The following is an 18101-nucleotide window of genomic DNA, read 5'->3' as shown; positions in this document are numbered from 1 at the left end:
GACCGGGGGTTGGTATGACGGAACAAGATAAGACCGAGGAACCAGTGGAGTCCCTCGAGACCCAGAGTGATGCAGAATTGCTCCGCCGATCGCGCGACGGGGATGCAATTGCGTTTGGCCAGCTCTGGGAGCGCTATCGTTCGCTTGCGATGTCTGTGGCTGCTTCACTGACAACTTCTGACGCAGAGGATGTCGTATCCGAGGCCTTTACCGTGCTGTGGGACAAGATTCGTAGCGGGGAGGGCCCGGCCGAGGCTATTCGCGGCTACCTTCTCGCGACGGTTCGAAATCTCTCGCATCGGACCTATCGCCGAACCGGGCGAGTGCTCACTGGGATCGAACATGAGCTCGAACTCGAGCCAGTCGAAGACGACACGGAAGCCATCGAACGCGAAGAACTCGTCCGCGACGTCCAGGTCGCATTCGACGCCCTCCCGCCGCGGTGGAAGAAAGTGATTTGGAAGTCGGAGGTCGAGCTGCTGCCTCGAGCGCAGGTCGCGAAGGATCTGTCGCTCAGCCCGAACTCAACGAGCCAACTCCTGCGACGGGCGAAGGAGGCCCTGCGTGTGGCATGGCTCAATGAGCGCTTCGTGCACAGCCCCGACGACGAGCACTACACATATATCAAAGACCTTCCACGGTACGTGCGCCGCGGGTTGCCACAGACCAGACGAACGAAGCTGCAGGCCCACCTCGCGGACTGCGATAGCTGTCGTGCGAAAGAAAGCCAGCTTCGCCGAGAGGACGCTTTCCTTGCCAGCGCTGTCGCACTACTGCCACTTGTTGGCGGCGCAGCCTGGGTCGCGCGCCAGAGCTCAGTGCTGGTGAGCGGCCCGATGGCGGCCGTCCAGGGGCGGTTGGCGGAGCTGAGCGAATGGTCACGAACTCTCGTTCATTGGGGATACGTCCGTGTCGCAACGATCGCGGGTACGGCCGTTGTCGCTCTCATCATGGGCGCCGTGGCTCTGTTGGCCCCTTCGTCGCCTGCACCAGATGCGCCAACTGGCCCCCCTCAACCCCCGACAGCGGAGGAGGGTGACACGTCTACACACAGTCAGCCAGCTGGGCAACCTGCAGCAGCGCCGGTGACGCCTTCTGCGAGCGCGGAGAACTCCGCGACCTCAGACGCACCGCAGCCAGGCGTTACTGGTCCGACCGTGGTGAGCCCAACGGGGGACGGGCAAGCTCAAGAACCCGAACGCCAAATCGCCTCGCCCACAATTGGCTTTGGCGGCGATTTTGCGCGGACGCTGCCCCCGCTGCTCGTGGGCACAGGTGAGCCTGGGGCCGAGCTGCATGTGCTCGTTTCTGGGGGCGATCTTCGAGTTGCCGTCGGTGGCGATGGCCGCTGGGCGGTGGATCTCGCAAGCCTCGGCCTCGGCCTCGGCATGCACTCTGCTCGCGCCGTGCAATACGTTGACGCGATTGAGCGCTCGAGCGCCGTGTTGAACTTCGATCTGACGCTGCCACAGGTGACGGTTGTCTCACAAGAGTCCGGCTCAGAGGGACCGCGTGCCGAGCTTCATGTTGCTGGTGTGTCCGGTCAGCGTGTATGCCTGCTGTCTGATGGGAGAACCAGGGGCAGCATCATGCTCGGCGCTGATGGGACAGCCATCGCAAAGATCGCTGCCGTGGACTACGCGAACGGCCTCATCGGATTCGCATACTGCGATGGAACGAAAGTGGGCCCTGAAGGCCAAGTTTGGGCCTGGTGACTGACAGCGCGCCGAACCTACGAAGAGGACGAAGCCGAGCCCGAGGAGTTGCTCGCCCCGGAGGCGCCGTTCGTAGAGCTCCGTGAATCGGTCCGGTAAAACCCCGAACCATTGAATGTGACGCCGAGCGACCCGAACACCTTGCGAAGGTCGCCGCCGCACTCTGGGCACTCGGTCAGCGTGGAGTCTGAGAAGCTCTGGTAGATGTCAAAGCTGTGCCCGCAATCGGCGCAGCGGTAAGCATAAGTAGGCACAATCTCCGAGCCTACCCGAAGTAGTGCACAGTTGCCTCGGTGACCGCCCCATCGACTGGGACGTCGTGAAGCTCCCGCGGCACAGCCGGGAGAACTTCGGACTCCCACACAACAGCAAACGCGGAAGGCGGGCGGGTGCGGGCCGCCCTAATCCGTGCGAGCTCCCTATCGTAAAAGCCGCGGCCCCAGCCGAGTCTGCCGCCGGTTTCGTCGACCGCGGCAGCAGGCACAAACAGCACACCCGCGGTCGCAGCGCCGTCTGGAACAGGTGGACCCTGGGGCTCAAGGATCCCGAACGCGCCCGGTGCGAGCCCGTCTGGCACATACGTTGCCCACTCGAGCGCGCCGTCGGCGCGGGAACGTGGAAGGAGTACTTCGATGTTCGCCGCGAGCGCCCACGCAAGAAACGCAGCGGTGTCAGGCTCACCTCGCACCCCGATGAAGCACGCGATTCGGGTCGCGCCGAACTCTGTTGCGACCGCAGCAAGATTCTCGGTGAGCGCTGCGTCTGCGGCCGAACCAGAGTCTGCCTGTGAATGGGCACGCGTGAGTCGGGCTGCTCGAACTACATTGCGTAGCTGTTGCTTCTCATCCACACAGCCAGCCTAGCTTCGAAGGCTGGACCGCACGTCCCACGGATACGCCGATATTTGAGGCCGCGGGATAGGCTTACCCTCATGACTGAAAACCGAGCGAGCGTCGTGAAAGCGGTGATCCCGGCGGCTGGCCTTGGCACCCGCTTCCTCCCCGCGACCAAAGCAATGCCGAAGGAAATGCTGCCGATCGTTGATAAGCCGGCGATTCAATACGTCGTCGAAGAGGCAGCGAGCGCAGGCCTGAACGATGTCCTTATCATCACCGGGCGCAACAAAGACAACCTCGTGAACCACTTCGATGGAGTTCCCGAGCTCGAGTACACGCTGCAGAACAAGGGCGACGACAACAAGCTTGGCAAGGTCCACGAGGCGAGCGAGCTTGCCGAGGTCCACTTCCTGCGACAGGGGCAGCCATTGGGTCTCGGCCACGCAGTCGGACGGGCGCGCATGCACGTAGGCAACGAGTCGTTCGCTGTGCTGCTCGGCGACGACCTGATTGACGCTCGTGACCCGCTCCTTGACCGCATGGTCGACGTGCACAACACCCGGCAGGCGACTGTCGTCGCTCTCATGGAAGTTCCGATGGAGTCCATCCACCTCTACGGCTGCGCCCAGGTCGAGGCGACCGAAGACGCCGACGTTGTGCGCATCACGGAGCTCGTCGAGAAGCCCAGCCGTGAGGAAGCGCCGTCGAACCTCGCCATCATCGGCCGGTATGTGCTGCGCCCAGAGATCTTCGACATCATCGACGACCTCGAGCCCGGCCGTGGCGGCGAGTACCAGCTCACGGACGCGCTCAATGTGCTCGCCGCTGGTGACGGCGATGCACCCGTGTACGGTGTGATCTTCAAGGGACGTCGCTATGACACCGGAGACCGAGCTGACTGGATCAAGGCGAATGTGCTCCTCGGAGTCGACCACGCCGAACTCGGTGACGAGATCCGCGACTGGGTGATCGGCTTCGCTGACAAGCTGCGCGGCGAATAGCCGACTCTTGCGGACATGTTTGGCGCTGACGGGGGAGAGCTGCCGAGCTCTTTGAACGCGGGGCGGGTCGGCATCAGGCTGATCCGCCGCCGCGATGCCCGCGTGCTTGAAGCCTTGCTCCGAGACAACAGAAACTGGTTGACCCCCTGGGAAGCGACGCACCCTGGCGGGGTGGGGCCTGTGCCCGGCACGGTCTCACTGAAGCCCTCAATTAAGCGGATGCTCGAGCAGCACCGGGACGGGCGAGGCGTGCCCTTCGTGATCACCTACGATGGGGCGGTGGTCGGCCAGCTATCGGCCTCCGACATTTCACGGGGCGCTCTGTGGTCGGCAAGCATTGGATACTGGATTGACGGCGGCCACGCAGGGCGAAACATCACGCCGACAGCGGTGGCACTCGCCGTCGACTACCTCTTCGCGACAGTCGGATTGCACAGGGTCGAGATGTGTATTCGGCCGGAGAACGCGGCGTCGCTGCGCATACCCGAGAAGCTCGGATTTCGATACGAGGGGCGCCGACTGCGCTACATCCACATTGACGGCGCCTGGCGGGATCATGACAGCTTCGCTGTCACCCGTGAAGAGGTTCACGGGTCAATGCTTTCGCGGCTCGACGCATCAGCGTCAGGGCGGACGAACGGGATCTGAACGCGAGCCAGCCGGCTGACCCCCCGGGTAGTGGGCTACTTTCGCTCAGTGAGGGCACGGTTGACGCTGGGAACCCTGCTGTTTGCGGCGCGCCGAGAGTGCGGGCCGCAGAAGCGCTAGCTACAGTTGCCCCATGGGTACAGGCGGGCTTGGCGGCGGGGTGATGTTTCTCATCATCGCGCTCCTCTGGGCCGTCGTTCTCGTTCCAGCATGGTTTCGGCGCCGTGAGTTCAACGCTGCCGAGCGGAACGCGCTGCGGCTCCAGCGCACACTCCGTGTACTTGCCGAGACGGCAGAGGTGCCGCATGAGGTGCGAGTTGAAGCCACTGCGCGTGAAGCGCTCGCGCACGAGCGGCTCCTCAAAACCGCTCAGAAGCGGCAGGAAGCCGAGCGGGAAGCCGAACTAGCAAATGCGAGGGCAGAACAAGTCCGCGCGGAGATTCGAGCACAGCAGATGCAAAGAAAGCAGGTAGCGATGAACCGGGCGGCGAAGCTTCGGAAGCCGATTGTGCGTCGAGTGCGTTCAATCGCCGCGCTGGCCGGCCTACTCGGCCTCGTTGGTTCGCTCGTCGGCCTCGGTATGCTCATCGCCGGGATTGGGCCCGCCGTGCTGCTGTGGTCGCTGCTTGCTTTTACCGTCGGACTCGGCACGCTCGTCCTACTCGCTCCGGGGCGCGCGAAGCTTGCACCGATCGCTGCGGAGCAGGAGGCAGTCGCGAAGACCGTCGACGAACCCGTCTTCGAAAAGGTGTCGGCGACGGGCGAAACCCGTGACTCGGCGGCTGCTCACGCCGCCGCTCAGCGCGCGGCTGCGGACCGGATCGAGCGGGCACGGACACTCGCTCGGGCTCGCGAAGCGCGGGCGTACGCACCCCGAGAGAACCAGCCGGATTCGATCCTGCTCCGCGAGGTGCGGGAGCAGGTCGCCAGGCAGCGGCGCATTGAGGCGGGCTCTGAGCAGCCTGCCACAGGGAACCAAGCAACGCCTGCGGCGAAGGATCGGGCGGCTGCTACGGCGCCTGGCGTAAGCACCGGCGGACAGGCGCAGAGCCGTTCGGCCGCTAACTCCAGGCTGAGCCAGCTCGGCGTGGTCGGCGACACGGCGGATGGCATGCCTGACCTTGATCAGGTGCTGCGCCGCCGTCGCAATGCGGGCTAACTACCTACCTCGGGCAGTGGGCTGGTGCCTCGGGGTCCTGGAGCCCCGTGCGTCGGCGCCTGTAGTCTTCGACGCTAGGCCATGAGATCAGCGGGCAAAATGCCCGAGGAGCTACCCCTGGTCAGGTCTTCTGCAGATCCCAGATATATGTGCTGTGGCACTTGGGGCCAGTCGGCTGGCGCGGGCCCCGGCGTGGCACGCACGCTGAAGGCGGCCCAGGCGTGACGCGCGCAGTCGGGGTCCACCCGCGACTAGGCCTCCGCGTCAGTCTTCTGGACGGCGGGTGAATCTGCGGGAGTTGCCGCAGGCAGGTCGACCCTGAATGTCGCGCCGCCGCCTGGGGTGTCGTGCACCGACACAGTTCCCTTGTGCGCCTCGACGATCGACTTCACGATCGCGAGGCCGAGGCCCGAGCCGCCAGTCTCGCGGTTTCGCGAGCTGTCAGCGCGCCAGAATCTTCCGAAGATCTTCTCGCGAACCTGCTCGGGGATACCCTCGCCGTGGTCAACGATTTCGAAGCGCGTCATCGCCTGCGGCTGCACTGCCTTGATCACGCCGGTGCTACCTGTCGCGGGCGAGGACCCACCGTTTCGCTTCGACGGTGACTGATCCACGGGGGCAACTTCAACCGGTTGCTCCGGGGCGGGGAGCGCGCTCACGATAATCTCGATCGGGCTGCCTTCCGGCGTGTGCTGTTTTGCGTTGCCGATGAGGTTCGTGATGAGCTGGCGAATCTTGTTCTCGTCGCCAAGTGCCTGCGGATTGTGTGGATCTTCGACGACGCTGATCTCGCGGTCGGGCGCCCCTGCGCGCGCGTCGAGGGCCGCGTCTTTGGCAAGCTGATTGAGGGGCAGGGGAGCGAGCTCGAGCGGCCGGCGTTCGTCGAGTCGAGCGAGCGCGAGGAGGTCTTCAACGAGAGACGTCATCCGGATCGCTTCTTTCTCGATCCGCTCCATTGCCTGGCTCACCTGCTCGGGCGTCTGCAGAGCCCCCATGCGGTACAGCTCGGCGTAGCCGCGGACGGACACGAGCGGCGTGCGCAGCTCGTGGCTTGCGTCCCCAACGAATCGGCGCATGCGCTCGATAGTTCGCTCACGGTCCTCAAGGGAGCCGTCGAGCCTGTCGAGCATGACGTTGAGAGAATCACCAAGGTGGCCGACTTCCGTGTGCGGGCTCGCGACAAGGATCCGCTTCGAGAAGTCGCCGCGCGAGATCTCGAGGGCTGTCTGCTCGACTTCTGCGAGCGGGAGCAGCGTCGTCGTGATGAGGATGCGCGTGAGCGCGGCGCCGAGCAGGATCACCGCGATACCAAACCCAGTGAACACGATCACGTACTGCGCAACGAGCTGGTTGATGATTGTCGTCGAGTCGGCGATGAGAAGGGCGCCGGAGGCGTGCTTCTGGCCGGATGCGTCTTCGACGTACAGCATCGTCACGACCGCGCGCCACCTTGTACCGTCGGCGCTCAGAATGTCCTCAGGCGTTGCCGAGGACGCCTCGTGTGCGGCAGCGACCTTGAGTGAGAAGCCTAGTCGCTCGACGTCGGGGAGTGACCCGGGTCGGCGGTCCCGCGAGTTGTCGAAGCGTACCTCGCCGTTCGGGTCGAGGACGGCAACGTAGTAGCGCCCGTTTGCCGCAGTGACGTCGTCTTGCGTGAGCTGCTGGGTGTCTGCCCCGGGCGCAAGCACCACCGAGGGGTCGTTCCTGATTTGGGCAAGCTCGGCGCTCTGCTGGTTGATGAGAATGGGGCGGAGCACCGAGAAGGTGCCCACCCCCGCGACGATGAGTCCAAGGAAGAGGATGAACACCGTGACGATGGTGATTTTCGTCCGGAGTGAGACGTCCGCCCAATGGTTCCCGAAGTCGCGCAGCTGTGTCACTAGATCGTGTCAGCCTTCAGCATGTATCCGAAACCACGCTTCGTCTGGATGAGGGACTCGTCGGTCAGCGGGTCGAGCTTGCGACGGAGGTACGAGATGTAGGACTCAACGATGCCTGCGTCGCCGTTGAAGTCGTACTCCCAGACGTGGTCAAGGATCTGCGCCTTCGACAGTACGCGGTTTGCGTTTTGCATGAGGTAGCGCAGCAGCTTGAACTCGGTCGGTGAGAGCTCAACAGATGTGCCAGAGACTGTGACTTCGTGTGTGTCTTGATCGAGGCTAATGGGCCCGACCTCGAGCATCGTCTCCTCGTCCTCTTGGATCGTGCGGCGAAGCACGGCATTGATCCGGGCGATGATCTCATCGAGGCTGAAGGGCTTGGTGACGTAGTCGTCGCCACCAACGTTCAGACCCTCGACCTTGTCCTCAGTGTCGTCTTTCGCCGTGAGGAAAATGATCGGCGCCGTGTACCCTGCCGAGCGCAGCCGCTTGGTTACGCTGAAGCCGTTCATGTCAGGGAGCATCACATCGAGGATGATGAGATCTGGCTCTTCCTCGAGGACTGCTGAGATTGTCTGCGCGCCGTTGCCTACCGACCGCACGCCGAAGCCGGCGAAGCGGAGGCTGGTGCTGAGAAGCTCGCGAATGTTGGGCTCATCATCGACGATGAGGATCCTGGGGCCTTTTCGTTCAATGTTCATGATCTCAGTCTCTGATGATTTGCTATGAACTGGCTGGAAGCTCGCGCACCGTGTCGTCGGTTCGCCTCACCTCGTGCGGCCTCCTCCCGGCCGGCCAGAGAGGACCAATGCTGCAGGAGAGGCCCTTGCCGGCAGTAGCTAGGGGGCACTTCGGAAGGGAAGGTGGGGTCCGGCGACACTGGGCGGGGCTGAGCCGGGCTGGGCGGGGCCGGGCTGGGCGAGCCGGAGCGGGCTGGGTGAGCCGGAGCTGGGCTGGGCGGGGCCGGGCGATGGGGGTCAGGCGAGACGGCCGAACCCGTCCCGGCTAGCGCACCGCCGCCAGGTCCTCGGCGTCGAGGATCGTGTACGCATACCCCTGTTCAGCGAGAAAGCGCTGTCGGTTCTGCGCAAAGTCCTGGTCGACAGTATCGCGGGCGATGAGTGTGTAGAACGACGCCTTGACGTCAGTCTGCTTCGGCCGAAGCAAGCGACCGAGGCGCTGCGCCTCCTCCTGACGCGAGCCGAACGAACCGGAAATCTGGATCGCGACCGACGCGTCGGGGAGATCGACCGAGAAGTTCGCGACCTTTGACACGACAAGAATCTTCTCCTCGCCCGAACGGAACGCGTTAAAGAGGTCCTCACGTTCATTCACTGGGGTTTGCCCGGTGATGAGCGGAGCGTCGAGCGCTTCAGCCATCGACTCGAGCTGGTCGATGTACTGCCCGATGACGAGGATGCTCTCGCCCTCGTGCCTGTCGATGATCTCGCGGGCGACGCGCTCCTTCTGGGCGGTGGAGGAGGCGATGCGGTAGCGATCCTGATCTTCAGCGATCGCGTACTCGAGCCGCTCGCTCTCGGGGAGATCGATGCGAATCTCGAAGCATTCGGCGGGCGCGATGAAGCCCTGCGCCTCGATGTCTTTCCACGCAGCGTCGTAGCGCTTGGGGCCGATGAGGCTGAAGACGTCGCCCTCGCGGCCGTCCTCGCGCACGAGCGTCGCGGTGAGGCCGAGACGGCGGCGAGCCTGCAACTCTGCTGTCAGCTTGAACACGGGTGCGGGGAGCAAATGCACCTCGTCGTAGACAATGACCCCCCAATCCTGGGCATCGAGAAGCGAGAGGTGCGCGTACTCGCCCTTTCGCTTGCTCGTGAGGATCTGGTAGGTCGCGATCGTAACGGGCTTTACCTCTTTGACCTGGCCTGAGTACTCGCCGATCTCGTCCTCGGTGAGGTTTGTGCGCTTGAGCAGCTCGTCGCGCCACTGACGCGCGGACACCGCGTTGGTGACAAGGATCAGTGTTTTCGCGCCGACAGCTGCCATCGATGCGGCGCCAACCAAGGTCTTGCCTGCGCCACAGGGGAGCACGACAACGCCAGAGCCGCCACGCTGGAATGCCTCAACTGCCTTCGCCTGGTAGTCGCGGAGCTCCCAGTCGCCCTCCTCGAGCGAAATGTCGTAGGGCTCGCCTGGCCTGTATCCCGCGAGGTCTTCTGCCGGCCAGCCCCGGGCGACGAGCTGCTGCTTGAGCTCACCGCGGGCCCAGGCTTCGACGGGGGCGGTGAGGTCGTCGATCTTGTTGCCAAGCAGGGGCGCGATTTTCTTCGCCGACGACACTTCCCGCATGATTGCGGCGTCGTCGGAGCGGAGGATGAGCTGGCCCTCGGCGTCGCGCTCGATTGTGAGTCTGCCGTAGCGACGCATCGTGTCGGCGATCTCCGATGCGACACCGCTCGGCACGGGGAACTTCGCGTGACGGTTGAGTGTGTCGAGAATCTCCTCGGCGGTGTGCCCTGCCGCACGAGCATTCCACAGCCCGAGACGTGTCACCCTGTACGTGTGGATGTGCTCGGGGGCGCGCTCAAGTTCCGCGAAGACGGCGAGTTCGTGCCGCGCGTCTTCAGCGTCGGGGTGTGCTACCTCGAGCAGCACGGTGTGGTCGCTCTGAACGATGAGGGGGCCGAGAGTCATAACTGGCCATTCTACCCCGGTTCGCTGCGCATTGGGCGTGTGTGACGGCGCTACCGAATGCCCAGGTAGAACCTATTGCCGTCGCTTCGGTGCAGGGCGTGATAGCGCTCAAAGGGAACTCCCTGCGCGTCCCAGGCGATGGAATCGATCGCGAGGATGGGGTCCTCGGGGCGCAGCTGCAGCAGCTTGGCATCCTCACCTGAGGGGTTAACTGCACTTATCCACCTGTCGGCGCCGCTTGGGTGCACGCCGTAGTGCCTGCGAAGGTGATCGTAGAGCGACTGGTTCTCGAGGTTTGCGCGAGCGAGGTTGGGAAACCGCTGCTCGGGCAGCACGGTGTCAACGAGGAGCCAGGGGGCGGTGTCGACGAAGCGGAGTCGGCGGAGCCGAATGACAGGATCGCCGACGCCGATCTGGAGCTCTTCCGCGAGCTTCGCGTCGGCGATATCGGTCTCGAAGTGAATGACCTTGGTGGTGATGATGCGTCCGGTCGCTTCGAGGTCGGCTGAGGATCCCATCATCGACCCCACAAACTTCAGTTCTGGGCGGCGTGGTGAGACGAACGAACCCCGGGCCCGAACTTTGTAGATGAGGCCGGCACGCACGAGGTCCGCGAGTGCCTCTCTCACGACGGTGCGAGACACGCCGTAGCGATTGATGAGCTCTGATTCCGAGGGCAGCGCTTGGTCGGGGAGGAGGCGCCCTGCGTCAATTTCCTCCCTGAGAGCGCTTGAGAGCTGCTGCCACAGGGGCGCGTCCGCGAAGCGGTCGAGTGACCCTGGTGCGACTGGACTCTGCATTGCTTGCCTTCCTGACTGAGCGATGGTCTCGCCCGAGCATAACGGTTTGCGGGTGGTGCACGCTTCGGAATTGACAGCGGTATGACTTCACTTTAATCTAGTCACGACCAACTCGTCATTACTAGTTGGTTATTACAGGATGATGAAGATCTTGTGGCACGGAGATGAAATCCGAGCCGCGCAACGGAGCGACCAGGAGACAACAATGAAGTTCAAGATCAACCGCCGCCTGATCGGCGGAATCGCTGCCGCGAGTGCGGCAGCGCTGCTGCTCGCCGGCTGCTCCGGCGCGGCACAGCCTGCGGACGAGAGCCAGGCTGGCGGCGACCCGAAGGGCCTGAAGGTCGCGCTGTCGAACGGGTTCGTCAACGGGTGGAGGCTCACCCTCATCGACAAGTTTGAACAGGAGGCCGAGAAGCTCAAGGGCGAGGGAATCGTCTCCGACTACTCAGTGGTGAATGCGCCCGGCGAGAACAGCGCAACAGAGCAGGCCTCGCAAATCCGCAGCCTCATGCTGCAGAACCCTGACGTACTCATGGTGATCCCTGCTTCCTCGACAGCCCTCGTGCCCGTCGTTGAAGAGGCCTGCACCGCTGGCATCAACGTCGTCATCCTCGACGCCGATATGGACACGAGCTGCGGCACTGTCGTGCGCAACGACTACGGTCAGTGGGGCGCCGACTCCCTCGAGCCCGCGCTCGAGGCCATCGGCGGCAAGGGCAACGTGATCGTCAACCGCGGCGTGATCGGCTCGCAGCCGGAGGAAGAGTTCAACGCGCGTCAGCAGGAGATCCTCGCCGAGCATCCCGACGTGAAGGTCGCGGCTGAGGTCAACGGCTTCTGCGATGCGGCGACCGCGCAGAAGGAGATCGTCGCGATCCTCGGCTCGATGCCTGAGATTGCTGCAGTTCCAGGGTGTATCGGCGGAATGGGCGTTGTGCAGGCCTTCGAGTCGGCCAACCGCGAGGCTCCCGTTGTTGTGTTCGACACCGACGGCAAGTCGCTGAGCTTCTGGAAAGACAAGGGTATTGACAACGGTTCATTCGCTGCCCTCACCGATCCGGGCCAGGTTATCGCCGCGATGTACGTCGCACTCGCGAAGGAGCGCGGCGAAGAGGTGCCCGAGCAGGTCGTGTTGCCGCTCGTCCAGGTCACCAAGGACAGCCTCGACTACTGGGTAGAGACCCTCGGCGCCGATGAGTACGCCGCGAACCAGTGGGACGAGGAGTCGACTGACGCCGCGATCAAGGCACTCCTCGCAGGCGAAGCAGTCCAGGCTCCGGCCCAGAAGTAACCCCCGGCCGACAAGCTCACAAGGAGAACCCGATGACGACCCAGACGGAGAGCACCCGCGTGGCGGGGGCGAAGCCCGGGCACGACCTGCTGCAAGCGACGGCGGTGTCGAAGCGATACGGGAACACGCTCGCACTCGCGGGAATCGATATCACTGTCGCAGCGGGGGAGATCCTCGGGCTTGTCGGCCACAACGGCGCAGGCAAGAGCACGCTCATGCGCGTGCTTGCCGGCCGCGAATCAACCGACACCGGAACGGTGCAGTGGCACGAGGGCGGCGCGTGGGATCAGCGCGCCGCCGCTCGGGCCGGTGTTCGGATGATCTACCAGGAGCTCGCGCTGTGCCCTGACCTCACGGTCGCCGAGAACATCGCGTTGTCAAGTGACTCCGCCAGTGGCTGGAGCTGGAAGAAGCGTGCAGAGCGCCAGGTCACTGAGACGCTCGACAGGGTGTTCCCCGGCCACGGGATCAGCATTGTGCGGCGCACGAGTTCGCTCTCGATGCCCCAACGACAGATGGTTGAGATCGCCAGGGCGATGTGCACCCCGAAGCTCACGATGCTGATCCTTGACGAGCCAACCGAGTCGCTCAGCATGGATGCGACGCGGCAGATGTACGCGGCGCTCGGTGAGCTCGCGGAGCGTGGCGTCGGCATGGTCCTCATCTCCCACCGCATGCAGGAGGTGCTCGCGAACGCCGACCGCATCGCGGTGATGAAAGACGGCAAAGTTGTCGAGATCTTGCCCGCGACCGAGACCGACGAAGACCAACTTCTCTCAATCATGGGCGGCGGCGTCCACGCCGACACTGCGGTGATGCAGAACGTCGAAGCGATCGACGATTCTCCCGTCGCCGCAGTGGGTGAGACTGTCGCCCAGATCGCCGCCGGCGACGAAACGTTCGCCGTGCGCAGCGGCGAGATCATCGGCCTTGCGGGCCTTGCGGGGCACGGCCAGGAGCAGCTGCTGCAGCGCCTGTGGTCTGGATCGCGCGGCGTGGACGTGCGAGGCCGCAGGGCATACGTGCCTGGCGACCGCCAGACAAGCGGAATCTTCCCGCTCTGGTCTGTCGCGGAGAACCTCACGGTCTCAGCCGCCCGCCAGCTCTCCGTCGGCGGTGTGATTTCCGCAGCACGTGAGCGCGTGCTCGCTGCCGAGTGGGTGCAGCGACTCAACGTGAAGGGCGGTGCGAAGGCCCCGATCACGTCGCTCTCAGGTGGAAACCAGCAGAAGGTGCTCGTCGCGCGAGCCTTCGCGACGGATGCGCCCCTCGTGCTCCTCGACGACCCCTTCCGCGGCGTCGACGTGAAAACGAAGAACGAGCTCTACGCGCTCATGCGTATTGAGGCTTCCCGCGGGCGATCGATCGTCTGGTATTCGACTGAGAACGGCGAGATGGCCCACTGCGACCGCGTCTACGTGTTCCGCTCGGGCCGAATCGTGAGTGAGCTCGCGAACGAAGAGATTTCCGAGGATCGGATCATCGCCGACTCCTTCGGAGTAGACCCCCGGCTGACGGAGGAGAACTGATGAGCACAACCATTTCGTCTGCGCCGAGCGCCCGCGAGCGCTTGCGCGCCGGGGCCCAGAACGGATCGCCAGCGCTGCTCTCGTTCGTCGCGCTCGCCGTGATCTTTGCGATCACCGCGTTCTTGCAACCTGGAATTCTCAGCGTTCCGGGCCTCACCCTCATGCTCATGTCGTCGGTGCCGCTTGTGCTTGCTGCGCAGGCCCAGATGATCATGATGAGCGTCGGCGACATCGACCTGAGTGTCGGCTACCTTGTTGGGCTCGTCACTGTGATCGCTGCGCGGCTGCTCGCGGGATCGCCGGGCATCGCAGTGCTCCTCATCGCTGGCATCCTCGCGGTGTACGCGGTGCTCGCCTACGTCGTGCAGCGGCACGGGGTGCCCTCGATCATTGTCACCCTCGGCATGTCGTTTGTCTGGCTCGGTATCGGCCTGCAGATTAGCCCGACGCCCGGCGGTGAGACGCCTGCCTGGCTCTCCGCGATCTCGCAGTGGCGGCCGACAGCGTTCCCGGCGCCGATCGTGCTCATCGCGCTCGCCACGCTGCTCGGCTGGTTCATCTCGCGTCGAGCGAAGGTCGGCATGCGCATCCGCGCGCTGGGCTCGCAGGCGCCAACGCTCGAGAAGGCAGGCATCTCGCTCATCGGTACGCGCGTCAGCGCCTACGTGATTGCCGCCGGAATGCTTGTGCTCGCGGGCCTGCTGCTCGCTTCCCAGACTTGGTCGGGCGACATCAACTCGGCAAGTGAGTTCACGCTCATGACGATTGCAGCGGTGATTCTTGGCGGCGGAACGTTCTCTGGCGGTCGTGCCTTGCCCATCGGCGTCACGATCGGCGCCGTCACGCTTGGCCTCATCACGGTCCTCCTCAGCCTCATTAACCTGCCTTCAAGTCTGCAGTCTGCAGCGCAGGGAATCATTGTGCTCGCTGTGCTCGCGGGTCGAATCATCACGGAGAGGATCGCGCGATGAACACGCAGCTACATCCTGATCGCACCCCGCACCGGGGTTTTGTCTGGCCCGCCTGGGGCTGGTCGCTTATCGGAGTGCTCGTCGTCTGGGGAATCATCATCTCCGTCCGTCCTGGATCTCCCCTTGACCCGCTCACGCAAGCGCTGTCCCTCGCACCGTTCCTCGTACTCGTCGCGCTCGGTCAGATGCTCGTCATCACCCTCGGACCAGGCAACATTGATGTATCGGTCGGCACGATCATCTCGATGTCGTCGTACGTGTCAGTGCTTGTCGCATCCTCGGCTGGCGCGCTCGCGGGCGTGCTTGCTGGCGTCGTCGCTGGCCTCGCAGCTGGCCTCGTGAGTACCGCAGCGATCCTGCTCCTGCGCGTTCCTCCCATCATCGCGACGCTCGCCACGAGCCTCATCGTCACGAGCGCGACCCTGCTGCTTGCAGGATCGGCTCGCGGTAGCGCTCCCCAGTCACTGCGCGAGCTCGTCACCGCGAAACTCCTCGGCGTCCCGCTGATCGCGGTGTTCGTGCTCGCCGTGACGATCGTCATCTGGTTCGTGCTGCGCCGCACCCGCTTCGGGCACTCGGTGATCGCTGTCGGCCAGAGCGCGAAGGCGGCTGAGCGCGCGGGTCTCCCCGTCACGCTCGTCACCGCATCCGCCTACATTCTCTGCGCAGGCTTCGCAGGCCTCGTTGGCGCCCTGCTCGCGGCCTTCATCTCGCCGAGCACGGTACTTGGCACCTCGTACATGCTCGACTCGATCGCGGTCGTGGTGATCGGCGGCACCCTCATCTCGGGCGGTCGCCCGGTACCTATCGGCGCCTGGACTGGAGCACTCTTCTTCGTGCTGCTCTCTGGCCTCTTGAACCTCGTCGGTTGGTCTGTCGGCGCGCAGAACGTGCTCAAGGGTGTGCTCGTCGTGCTCGTCGTCATCGTTGCGTCGCTCGCGACAGGGACAGGCCGCTCGACCCTCTCACGATTCAAGGCATCAGTCTCGCGTGCGCCTGCCGCTGAGACTGAGCCCACAGCTTCCGTTTCACAACAAAAGGAGAACACCAATGGCTGACCTCGACGACCTCCGCGAAGGTACCGACTTCACCGGCGGCACCGCCGCGCGTGAGGGCTTCCACCTCAAGGGCCAGGCTGGCCAGGACTGGGGAATGAAGGCGCGTCTCTCGCGTATCTTTGACCCCCGCGACGGCAACACAGTGATGCTTGCCTTCGATCACGGCTACTTCCAGGGCCCCACCTCGGGTCTCGAGCGGCTCGACCGCTCGATCGTTCCGCTCGTGCCGCAGGCCGACGCGCTCATGTGCACTCGGGGTGCGCTGCGCACGACGATCCCCGCCGACAACGGCAAGGGCATCGTGCTCCGCGCCTCTGGCGGCCCGAGCGTGCTCACCGACCTATCGAACGAGGAGATCGCCGTTTCGATCGATGACGCCGTTCGCCTCGACGCGGCCGCACTCGCGGTGCAAGTCTTTGTCGGCGCCGAGAACGAGACAAAGTCAATCAAGAACATGACGACGCTCGTCGACAAGGGCCAGGCAGCGGGGATCCCCGTGCTCGCCGTGACCGCAGTCGGCAAGGACATGGTTCGCGACGCACGCTACTTCAGGCTAGCGACCCGCATGAGCGCAGAGCTTGGCGCTGCCTTCGTGAAGACCTACTACGTCGAAGAGGGCTTCGAAACAATCACGAGTGCGTGCCCCGTTCCGATTGTTATCGCTGGCGGCAAGAAGGTCTCCGAGCCGGAGGCGCTCCGCGTCGCCTACCGTGCGATGCAGGAGGGCGCTGCAGGCGTTGACATGGGGCGCAACGTGTTCCAGTCAGAGCACCCGGCAGCCATGCTCTCGGCCGTTCGTGGCGTCGTCCATGACGGGCTCACCCCAGAAGAGGCATTCGACCTCTACCAGACACTCGCGAACTGATACCACCTCGATGGGCGCCCACCGGGCGCCCATCGGTTTGAAGGGACCCCTGCATTGCCTACCCTCCGTACCTACGCCGAACCGAGCGCAGCTGATGTCGTCGTCATCGGCGCTGGAATTAACGGTCTCGCGATTACTCGCGAGGCGGCTCGGCGCGGCCTGAACGTCGTGATGATTGATCAGGACGACATCGCCGCTCGCACCTCGGCGATCTCCTCACGACTGATCCATGGTGGCCTGAAGTACCTTGAGCGGTTCGAGATTCCGCTTGTCTTCGAATCGATCCGGGAACGCAATATCCTGCTGCGCACGGCGCCGCACCTCGTGCACCCGTACCCGATGCTTATTCCCTTCACGAAGACGGGGTCGCGGCCCGGCTGGCTGCTCTCGTGCGGCCTCATCTTCCACGACGTGCTCTCGCTCGGCAAGAAGCTGCCGTTCAACCGCATCGTGTTCTCGCGCGGCCTGAAGCGCGACTTCCCGGGCATCGCGGCCGGCGGCGTGAAGTGGGGCGGGCTGTTCCAAGACGCACATGTGCCCGTCACCGAGCGGTTCGCGGTGGAGATCGCGATCGACGCTGCGCGCAATGGCGCGACGATCCTTACTCACACGCCGGTGCTGTCGCTCATCCACGAGGGCGGTCGGGTCGCCGGGGTGGTGTATCGGGATCGCGAGACTGGCGAGCAGCGGTCGCTGCGCGCTCCAGTGGTGATCAACGCCGCGGGCCCGTGGGTGGATTCAGTGCTTGACCTCGACGGCGCACACGAGCGCAGGATCGGGCCGACGAAGGGCAGCCACCTCGTCGTCGATGCCTTCCCGACCGCGCCCGACAAGTGCATCTTCTTCGAGTCTCCCGACGACAACCGACCGATGTTCGTGTTGCCGTGGCACAACGGCAAGTACATGCTTGGCACGACAGATTTGCCGTACGACGACTCGATCGACGAAATCATTGCTGACGGCGACGAGACAGAGTACCTGTTGCGGGCTGTGAACACGATCCTGCCTGGCGCGCAGCTCACGAGCGCCGATGTGCTGTGGTCGTACTCCGGTGTTCGCCCGCTCCCGTACGTCGCGGACCTCACCGACCCGTCGTCGGTGACGCGCGATAGCGAGATTGTCGCGCATACTGGGGAGTCGCAGGGGCTCTTCACGCTCATCGGCGGCAAGTACACGACGCACCGCGCGCTCGGCGTGCAGGCGCTGAAGGTGATCGAGAAGGCGCTCGGTGTGCCGCACCGTCGCTCACAGACCGACAAGCTGCCGTTCCCCGGCGCACCCGCGGTCGACATCGACGAGTTCAGCTCCAGGTTCGTGGCCGCGAGTTCCCTCCCGCCGCGCACCGCGGAGCGACTCGCAACGGTCTACGGCGAGCTTGCCTGGGAGATCGCGGCGCTCGCCGCAGGCGATCCTGCGCTGACTGAGGTCGTTGATGACGAGACTGGAGCGATTGCCGCTGAACTCGTCTACGCCGTGCGCGAGGAGGGCGCCGTCACGCTTGAGGACGTATTGCTTCGCCGCACGACTATCGCGTTGAATAGCGATGTCGGGCTCACTGCGGCGCCACGGGCCGCCGCAGTGCTCACCGAACACGTTGGCTGGACGCACGACCTCGCGGCTGAGGAACTCGCGCGCTACAGGCAGGCCGTGCGGCGGTTTGCGCCGCGCGCGCTGCAGACAGAACAGGGGTAGG

16 protein-coding genes are annotated in these 18101 nt (G+C 64.5%); 10 read left to right on the top strand and 6 right to left on the bottom strand.

Annotated features, from left to right (window positions below):
- Window positions 1–14 precede the first annotated feature (14 nt).
- Complete coding sequence (locus KI794_RS12975; RefSeq protein WP_255808344.1) at window positions 15–1715, top strand: sigma-70 family RNA polymerase sigma factor; 1701 nt, start codon at window positions 15–17, stop codon at window positions 1713–1715.
- Window positions 1716–1732: 17 nt separating this feature from the next.
- On the opposite strand, the gene KI794_RS12970 is transcribed toward KI794_RS12975, so the two are convergent.
- Window positions 1733–1969 (bottom strand): FmdB family zinc ribbon protein, encoded by a 237-nt coding sequence (locus KI794_RS12970; protein WP_255808343.1) that lies wholly within the window; start codon window positions 1967–1969, stop codon window positions 1733–1735.
- A gap of 11 nt (window positions 1970–1980) precedes the next feature.
- Entirely contained in the window at window positions 1981–2565 is a 585-nt protein-coding gene (locus KI794_RS12965; protein WP_255808342.1) for a 5-formyltetrahydrofolate cyclo-ligase, read from the bottom strand.
- Window positions 2566–2646: 81 nt separating this feature from the next.
- On the opposite strand from KI794_RS12965, the gene galU reads away from it, so the two are divergent.
- The 3 genes from galU to KI794_RS12950 all read left to right on the top strand — a co-directional run bounded on the left by galU (window position 2647) and on the right by KI794_RS12950 (window position 5359).
- Entirely contained in the window at window positions 2647–3552 is a 906-nt protein-coding gene (gene galU / locus KI794_RS12960; RefSeq protein WP_255808341.1) for a UTP--glucose-1-phosphate uridylyltransferase GalU, read from the top strand.
- A 15-nt stretch (window positions 3553–3567) separates the two neighbouring features.
- Entirely contained in the window at window positions 3568–4200 is a 633-nt protein-coding gene (locus KI794_RS12955; protein WP_255808339.1) for a GNAT family N-acetyltransferase, read from the top strand.
- A gap of 133 nt (window positions 4201–4333) precedes the next feature.
- Window positions 4334–5359, top strand: coding sequence for a hypothetical protein (locus KI794_RS12950; RefSeq protein WP_255808337.1), 1026 nt, complete (start codon window positions 4334–4336; stop codon window positions 5357–5359).
- Between the two features lie 251 nt (window positions 5360–5610).
- On the opposite strand, the gene KI794_RS12945 is transcribed toward KI794_RS12950, so the two are convergent.
- From KI794_RS12945 to KI794_RS12930, 4 genes are all read right to left on the bottom strand, one after another.
- Window positions 5611–7239, bottom strand: a complete 1629-nt coding sequence (locus tag KI794_RS12945) for a sensor histidine kinase (RefSeq protein ID WP_370647817.1) — start codon at window positions 7237–7239, stop codon at window positions 5611–5613.
- Window positions 7239–7940 carry a response regulator transcription factor gene (locus KI794_RS12940; RefSeq protein ID WP_119284897.1) on the bottom strand — a complete coding sequence of 234 codons (702 nt, stop codon included), beginning with the start codon at window positions 7938–7940 and terminating at the stop codon, window positions 7239–7241. The genes KI794_RS12945 and KI794_RS12940 overlap by 1 nt, the downstream gene beginning before the upstream one ends.
- A gap of 304 nt (window positions 7941–8244) precedes the next feature.
- Window positions 8245–9891: a DNA repair helicase XPB gene (locus KI794_RS12935; RefSeq protein WP_255808335.1), complete on the bottom strand. Its 1647-nt coding sequence runs from the start codon at window positions 9889–9891 to the stop codon at window positions 8245–8247.
- Window positions 9892–9941: 50 nt separating this feature from the next.
- Window positions 9942–10691 (bottom strand): GntR family transcriptional regulator, encoded by a 750-nt coding sequence (locus KI794_RS12930; RefSeq protein WP_119284895.1) that lies wholly within the window; start codon window positions 10689–10691, stop codon window positions 9942–9944.
- Between the two features lie 205 nt (window positions 10692–10896).
- Between KI794_RS12930 and KI794_RS12925 the strand changes: the two genes are divergently transcribed.
- Genes KI794_RS12925 through KI794_RS12900 form a run of 6 tightly spaced genes read left to right on the top strand, consistent with a single transcriptional unit; the run spans window position 10897 to window position 18100 of the window.
- Window positions 10897–11985 (top strand): substrate-binding domain-containing protein, encoded by a 1089-nt coding sequence (locus KI794_RS12925; protein ID WP_255808334.1) that lies wholly within the window; start codon window positions 10897–10899, stop codon window positions 11983–11985.
- Between the two features lie 32 nt (window positions 11986–12017).
- Window positions 12018–13514, top strand: coding sequence for a sugar ABC transporter ATP-binding protein (locus tag KI794_RS12920; RefSeq protein WP_119284893.1), 1497 nt, complete (start codon window positions 12018–12020; stop codon window positions 13512–13514).
- Window positions 13514–14485 (top strand): ABC transporter permease, encoded by a 972-nt coding sequence (locus KI794_RS12915; protein WP_255808331.1) that lies wholly within the window; start codon window positions 13514–13516, stop codon window positions 14483–14485. The genes KI794_RS12920 and KI794_RS12915 overlap by 1 nt, the downstream gene beginning before the upstream one ends.
- Window positions 14482–15543 carry an ABC transporter permease gene (locus tag KI794_RS12910; protein WP_119284891.1) on the top strand — a complete coding sequence of 354 codons (1062 nt, stop codon included), beginning with the start codon at window positions 14482–14484 and terminating at the stop codon, window positions 15541–15543. Before KI794_RS12915 ends, KI794_RS12910 begins: the two co-directional genes overlap by 4 nt.
- Window positions 15536–16408, top strand: a complete 873-nt coding sequence (gene lsrF, locus KI794_RS12905; protein ID WP_119284890.1) for a 3-hydroxy-5-phosphonooxypentane-2,4-dione thiolase — start codon at window positions 15536–15538, stop codon at window positions 16406–16408. The genes KI794_RS12910 and lsrF overlap by 8 nt, the downstream gene beginning before the upstream one ends.
- Before the next feature lie 54 nt (window positions 16409–16462).
- Window positions 16463–18100 carry a glycerol-3-phosphate dehydrogenase/oxidase gene (locus KI794_RS12900; RefSeq protein WP_255808330.1) on the top strand — a complete coding sequence of 546 codons (1638 nt, stop codon included), beginning with the start codon at window positions 16463–16465 and terminating at the stop codon, window positions 18098–18100.
- Window position 18101 lies beyond the last annotated feature (1 nt).

This window comes from Leucobacter aridicollis (assembly GCF_024399335.1).
GTDB classification, from domain to species: Bacteria; Actinomycetota; Actinomycetes; order Actinomycetales; family Microbacteriaceae; genus Leucobacter; species Leucobacter aridicollis_A.
The sequence above is the reverse complement of the archived record's forward strand: the minus strand, read 5'-3'. Positions and strand labels throughout refer to the sequence as shown.

What these genes read in the sequence shown, in the direction of transcription:
- KI794_RS12975 (WP_255808344.1), top strand. Translation starts at nt 15, where the DNA reads ATGACGGAACAAGATAAGACCGAGGAACCAGTGGAGTCCCTCGAGACC.
- galU (WP_255808341.1), top strand. Translation starts at nt 2,647, where the DNA reads ATGACTGAAAACCGAGCGAGCGTCGTGAAAGCGGTGATCCCGGCGGCT.
- KI794_RS12955 (WP_255808339.1), top strand. Translation starts at nt 3,568, where the DNA reads ATGTTTGGCGCTGACGGGGGAGAGCTGCCGAGCTCTTTGAACGCGGGG.
- KI794_RS12950 (WP_255808337.1), top strand. Translation starts at nt 4,334, where the DNA reads ATGGGTACAGGCGGGCTTGGCGGCGGGGTGATGTTTCTCATCATCGCG.
- KI794_RS12940 (WP_119284897.1), bottom strand. Translation starts at nt 7,940, where the DNA reads ATGAACATTGAACGAAAAGGCCCCAGGATCCTCATCGTCGATGATGAG.
- KI794_RS12935 (WP_255808335.1), bottom strand. Translation starts at nt 9,891, where the DNA reads ATGACTCTCGGCCCCCTCATCGTTCAGAGCGACCACACCGTGCTGCTC.
- KI794_RS12930 (WP_119284895.1), bottom strand. Translation starts at nt 10,691, where the DNA reads ATGCAGAGTCCAGTCGCACCAGGGTCACTCGACCGCTTCGCGGACGCG.
- KI794_RS12925 (WP_255808334.1), top strand. Translation starts at nt 10,897, where the DNA reads ATGAAGTTCAAGATCAACCGCCGCCTGATCGGCGGAATCGCTGCCGCG.
- KI794_RS12920 (WP_119284893.1), top strand. Translation starts at nt 12,018, where the DNA reads ATGACGACCCAGACGGAGAGCACCCGCGTGGCGGGGGCGAAGCCCGGG.
- KI794_RS12915 (WP_255808331.1), top strand. Translation starts at nt 13,514, where the DNA reads ATGAGCACAACCATTTCGTCTGCGCCGAGCGCCCGCGAGCGCTTGCGC.
- KI794_RS12910 (WP_119284891.1), top strand. Translation starts at nt 14,482, where the DNA reads ATGAACACGCAGCTACATCCTGATCGCACCCCGCACCGGGGTTTTGTC.
- lsrF (WP_119284890.1), top strand. Translation starts at nt 15,536, where the DNA reads ATGGCTGACCTCGACGACCTCCGCGAAGGTACCGACTTCACCGGCGGC.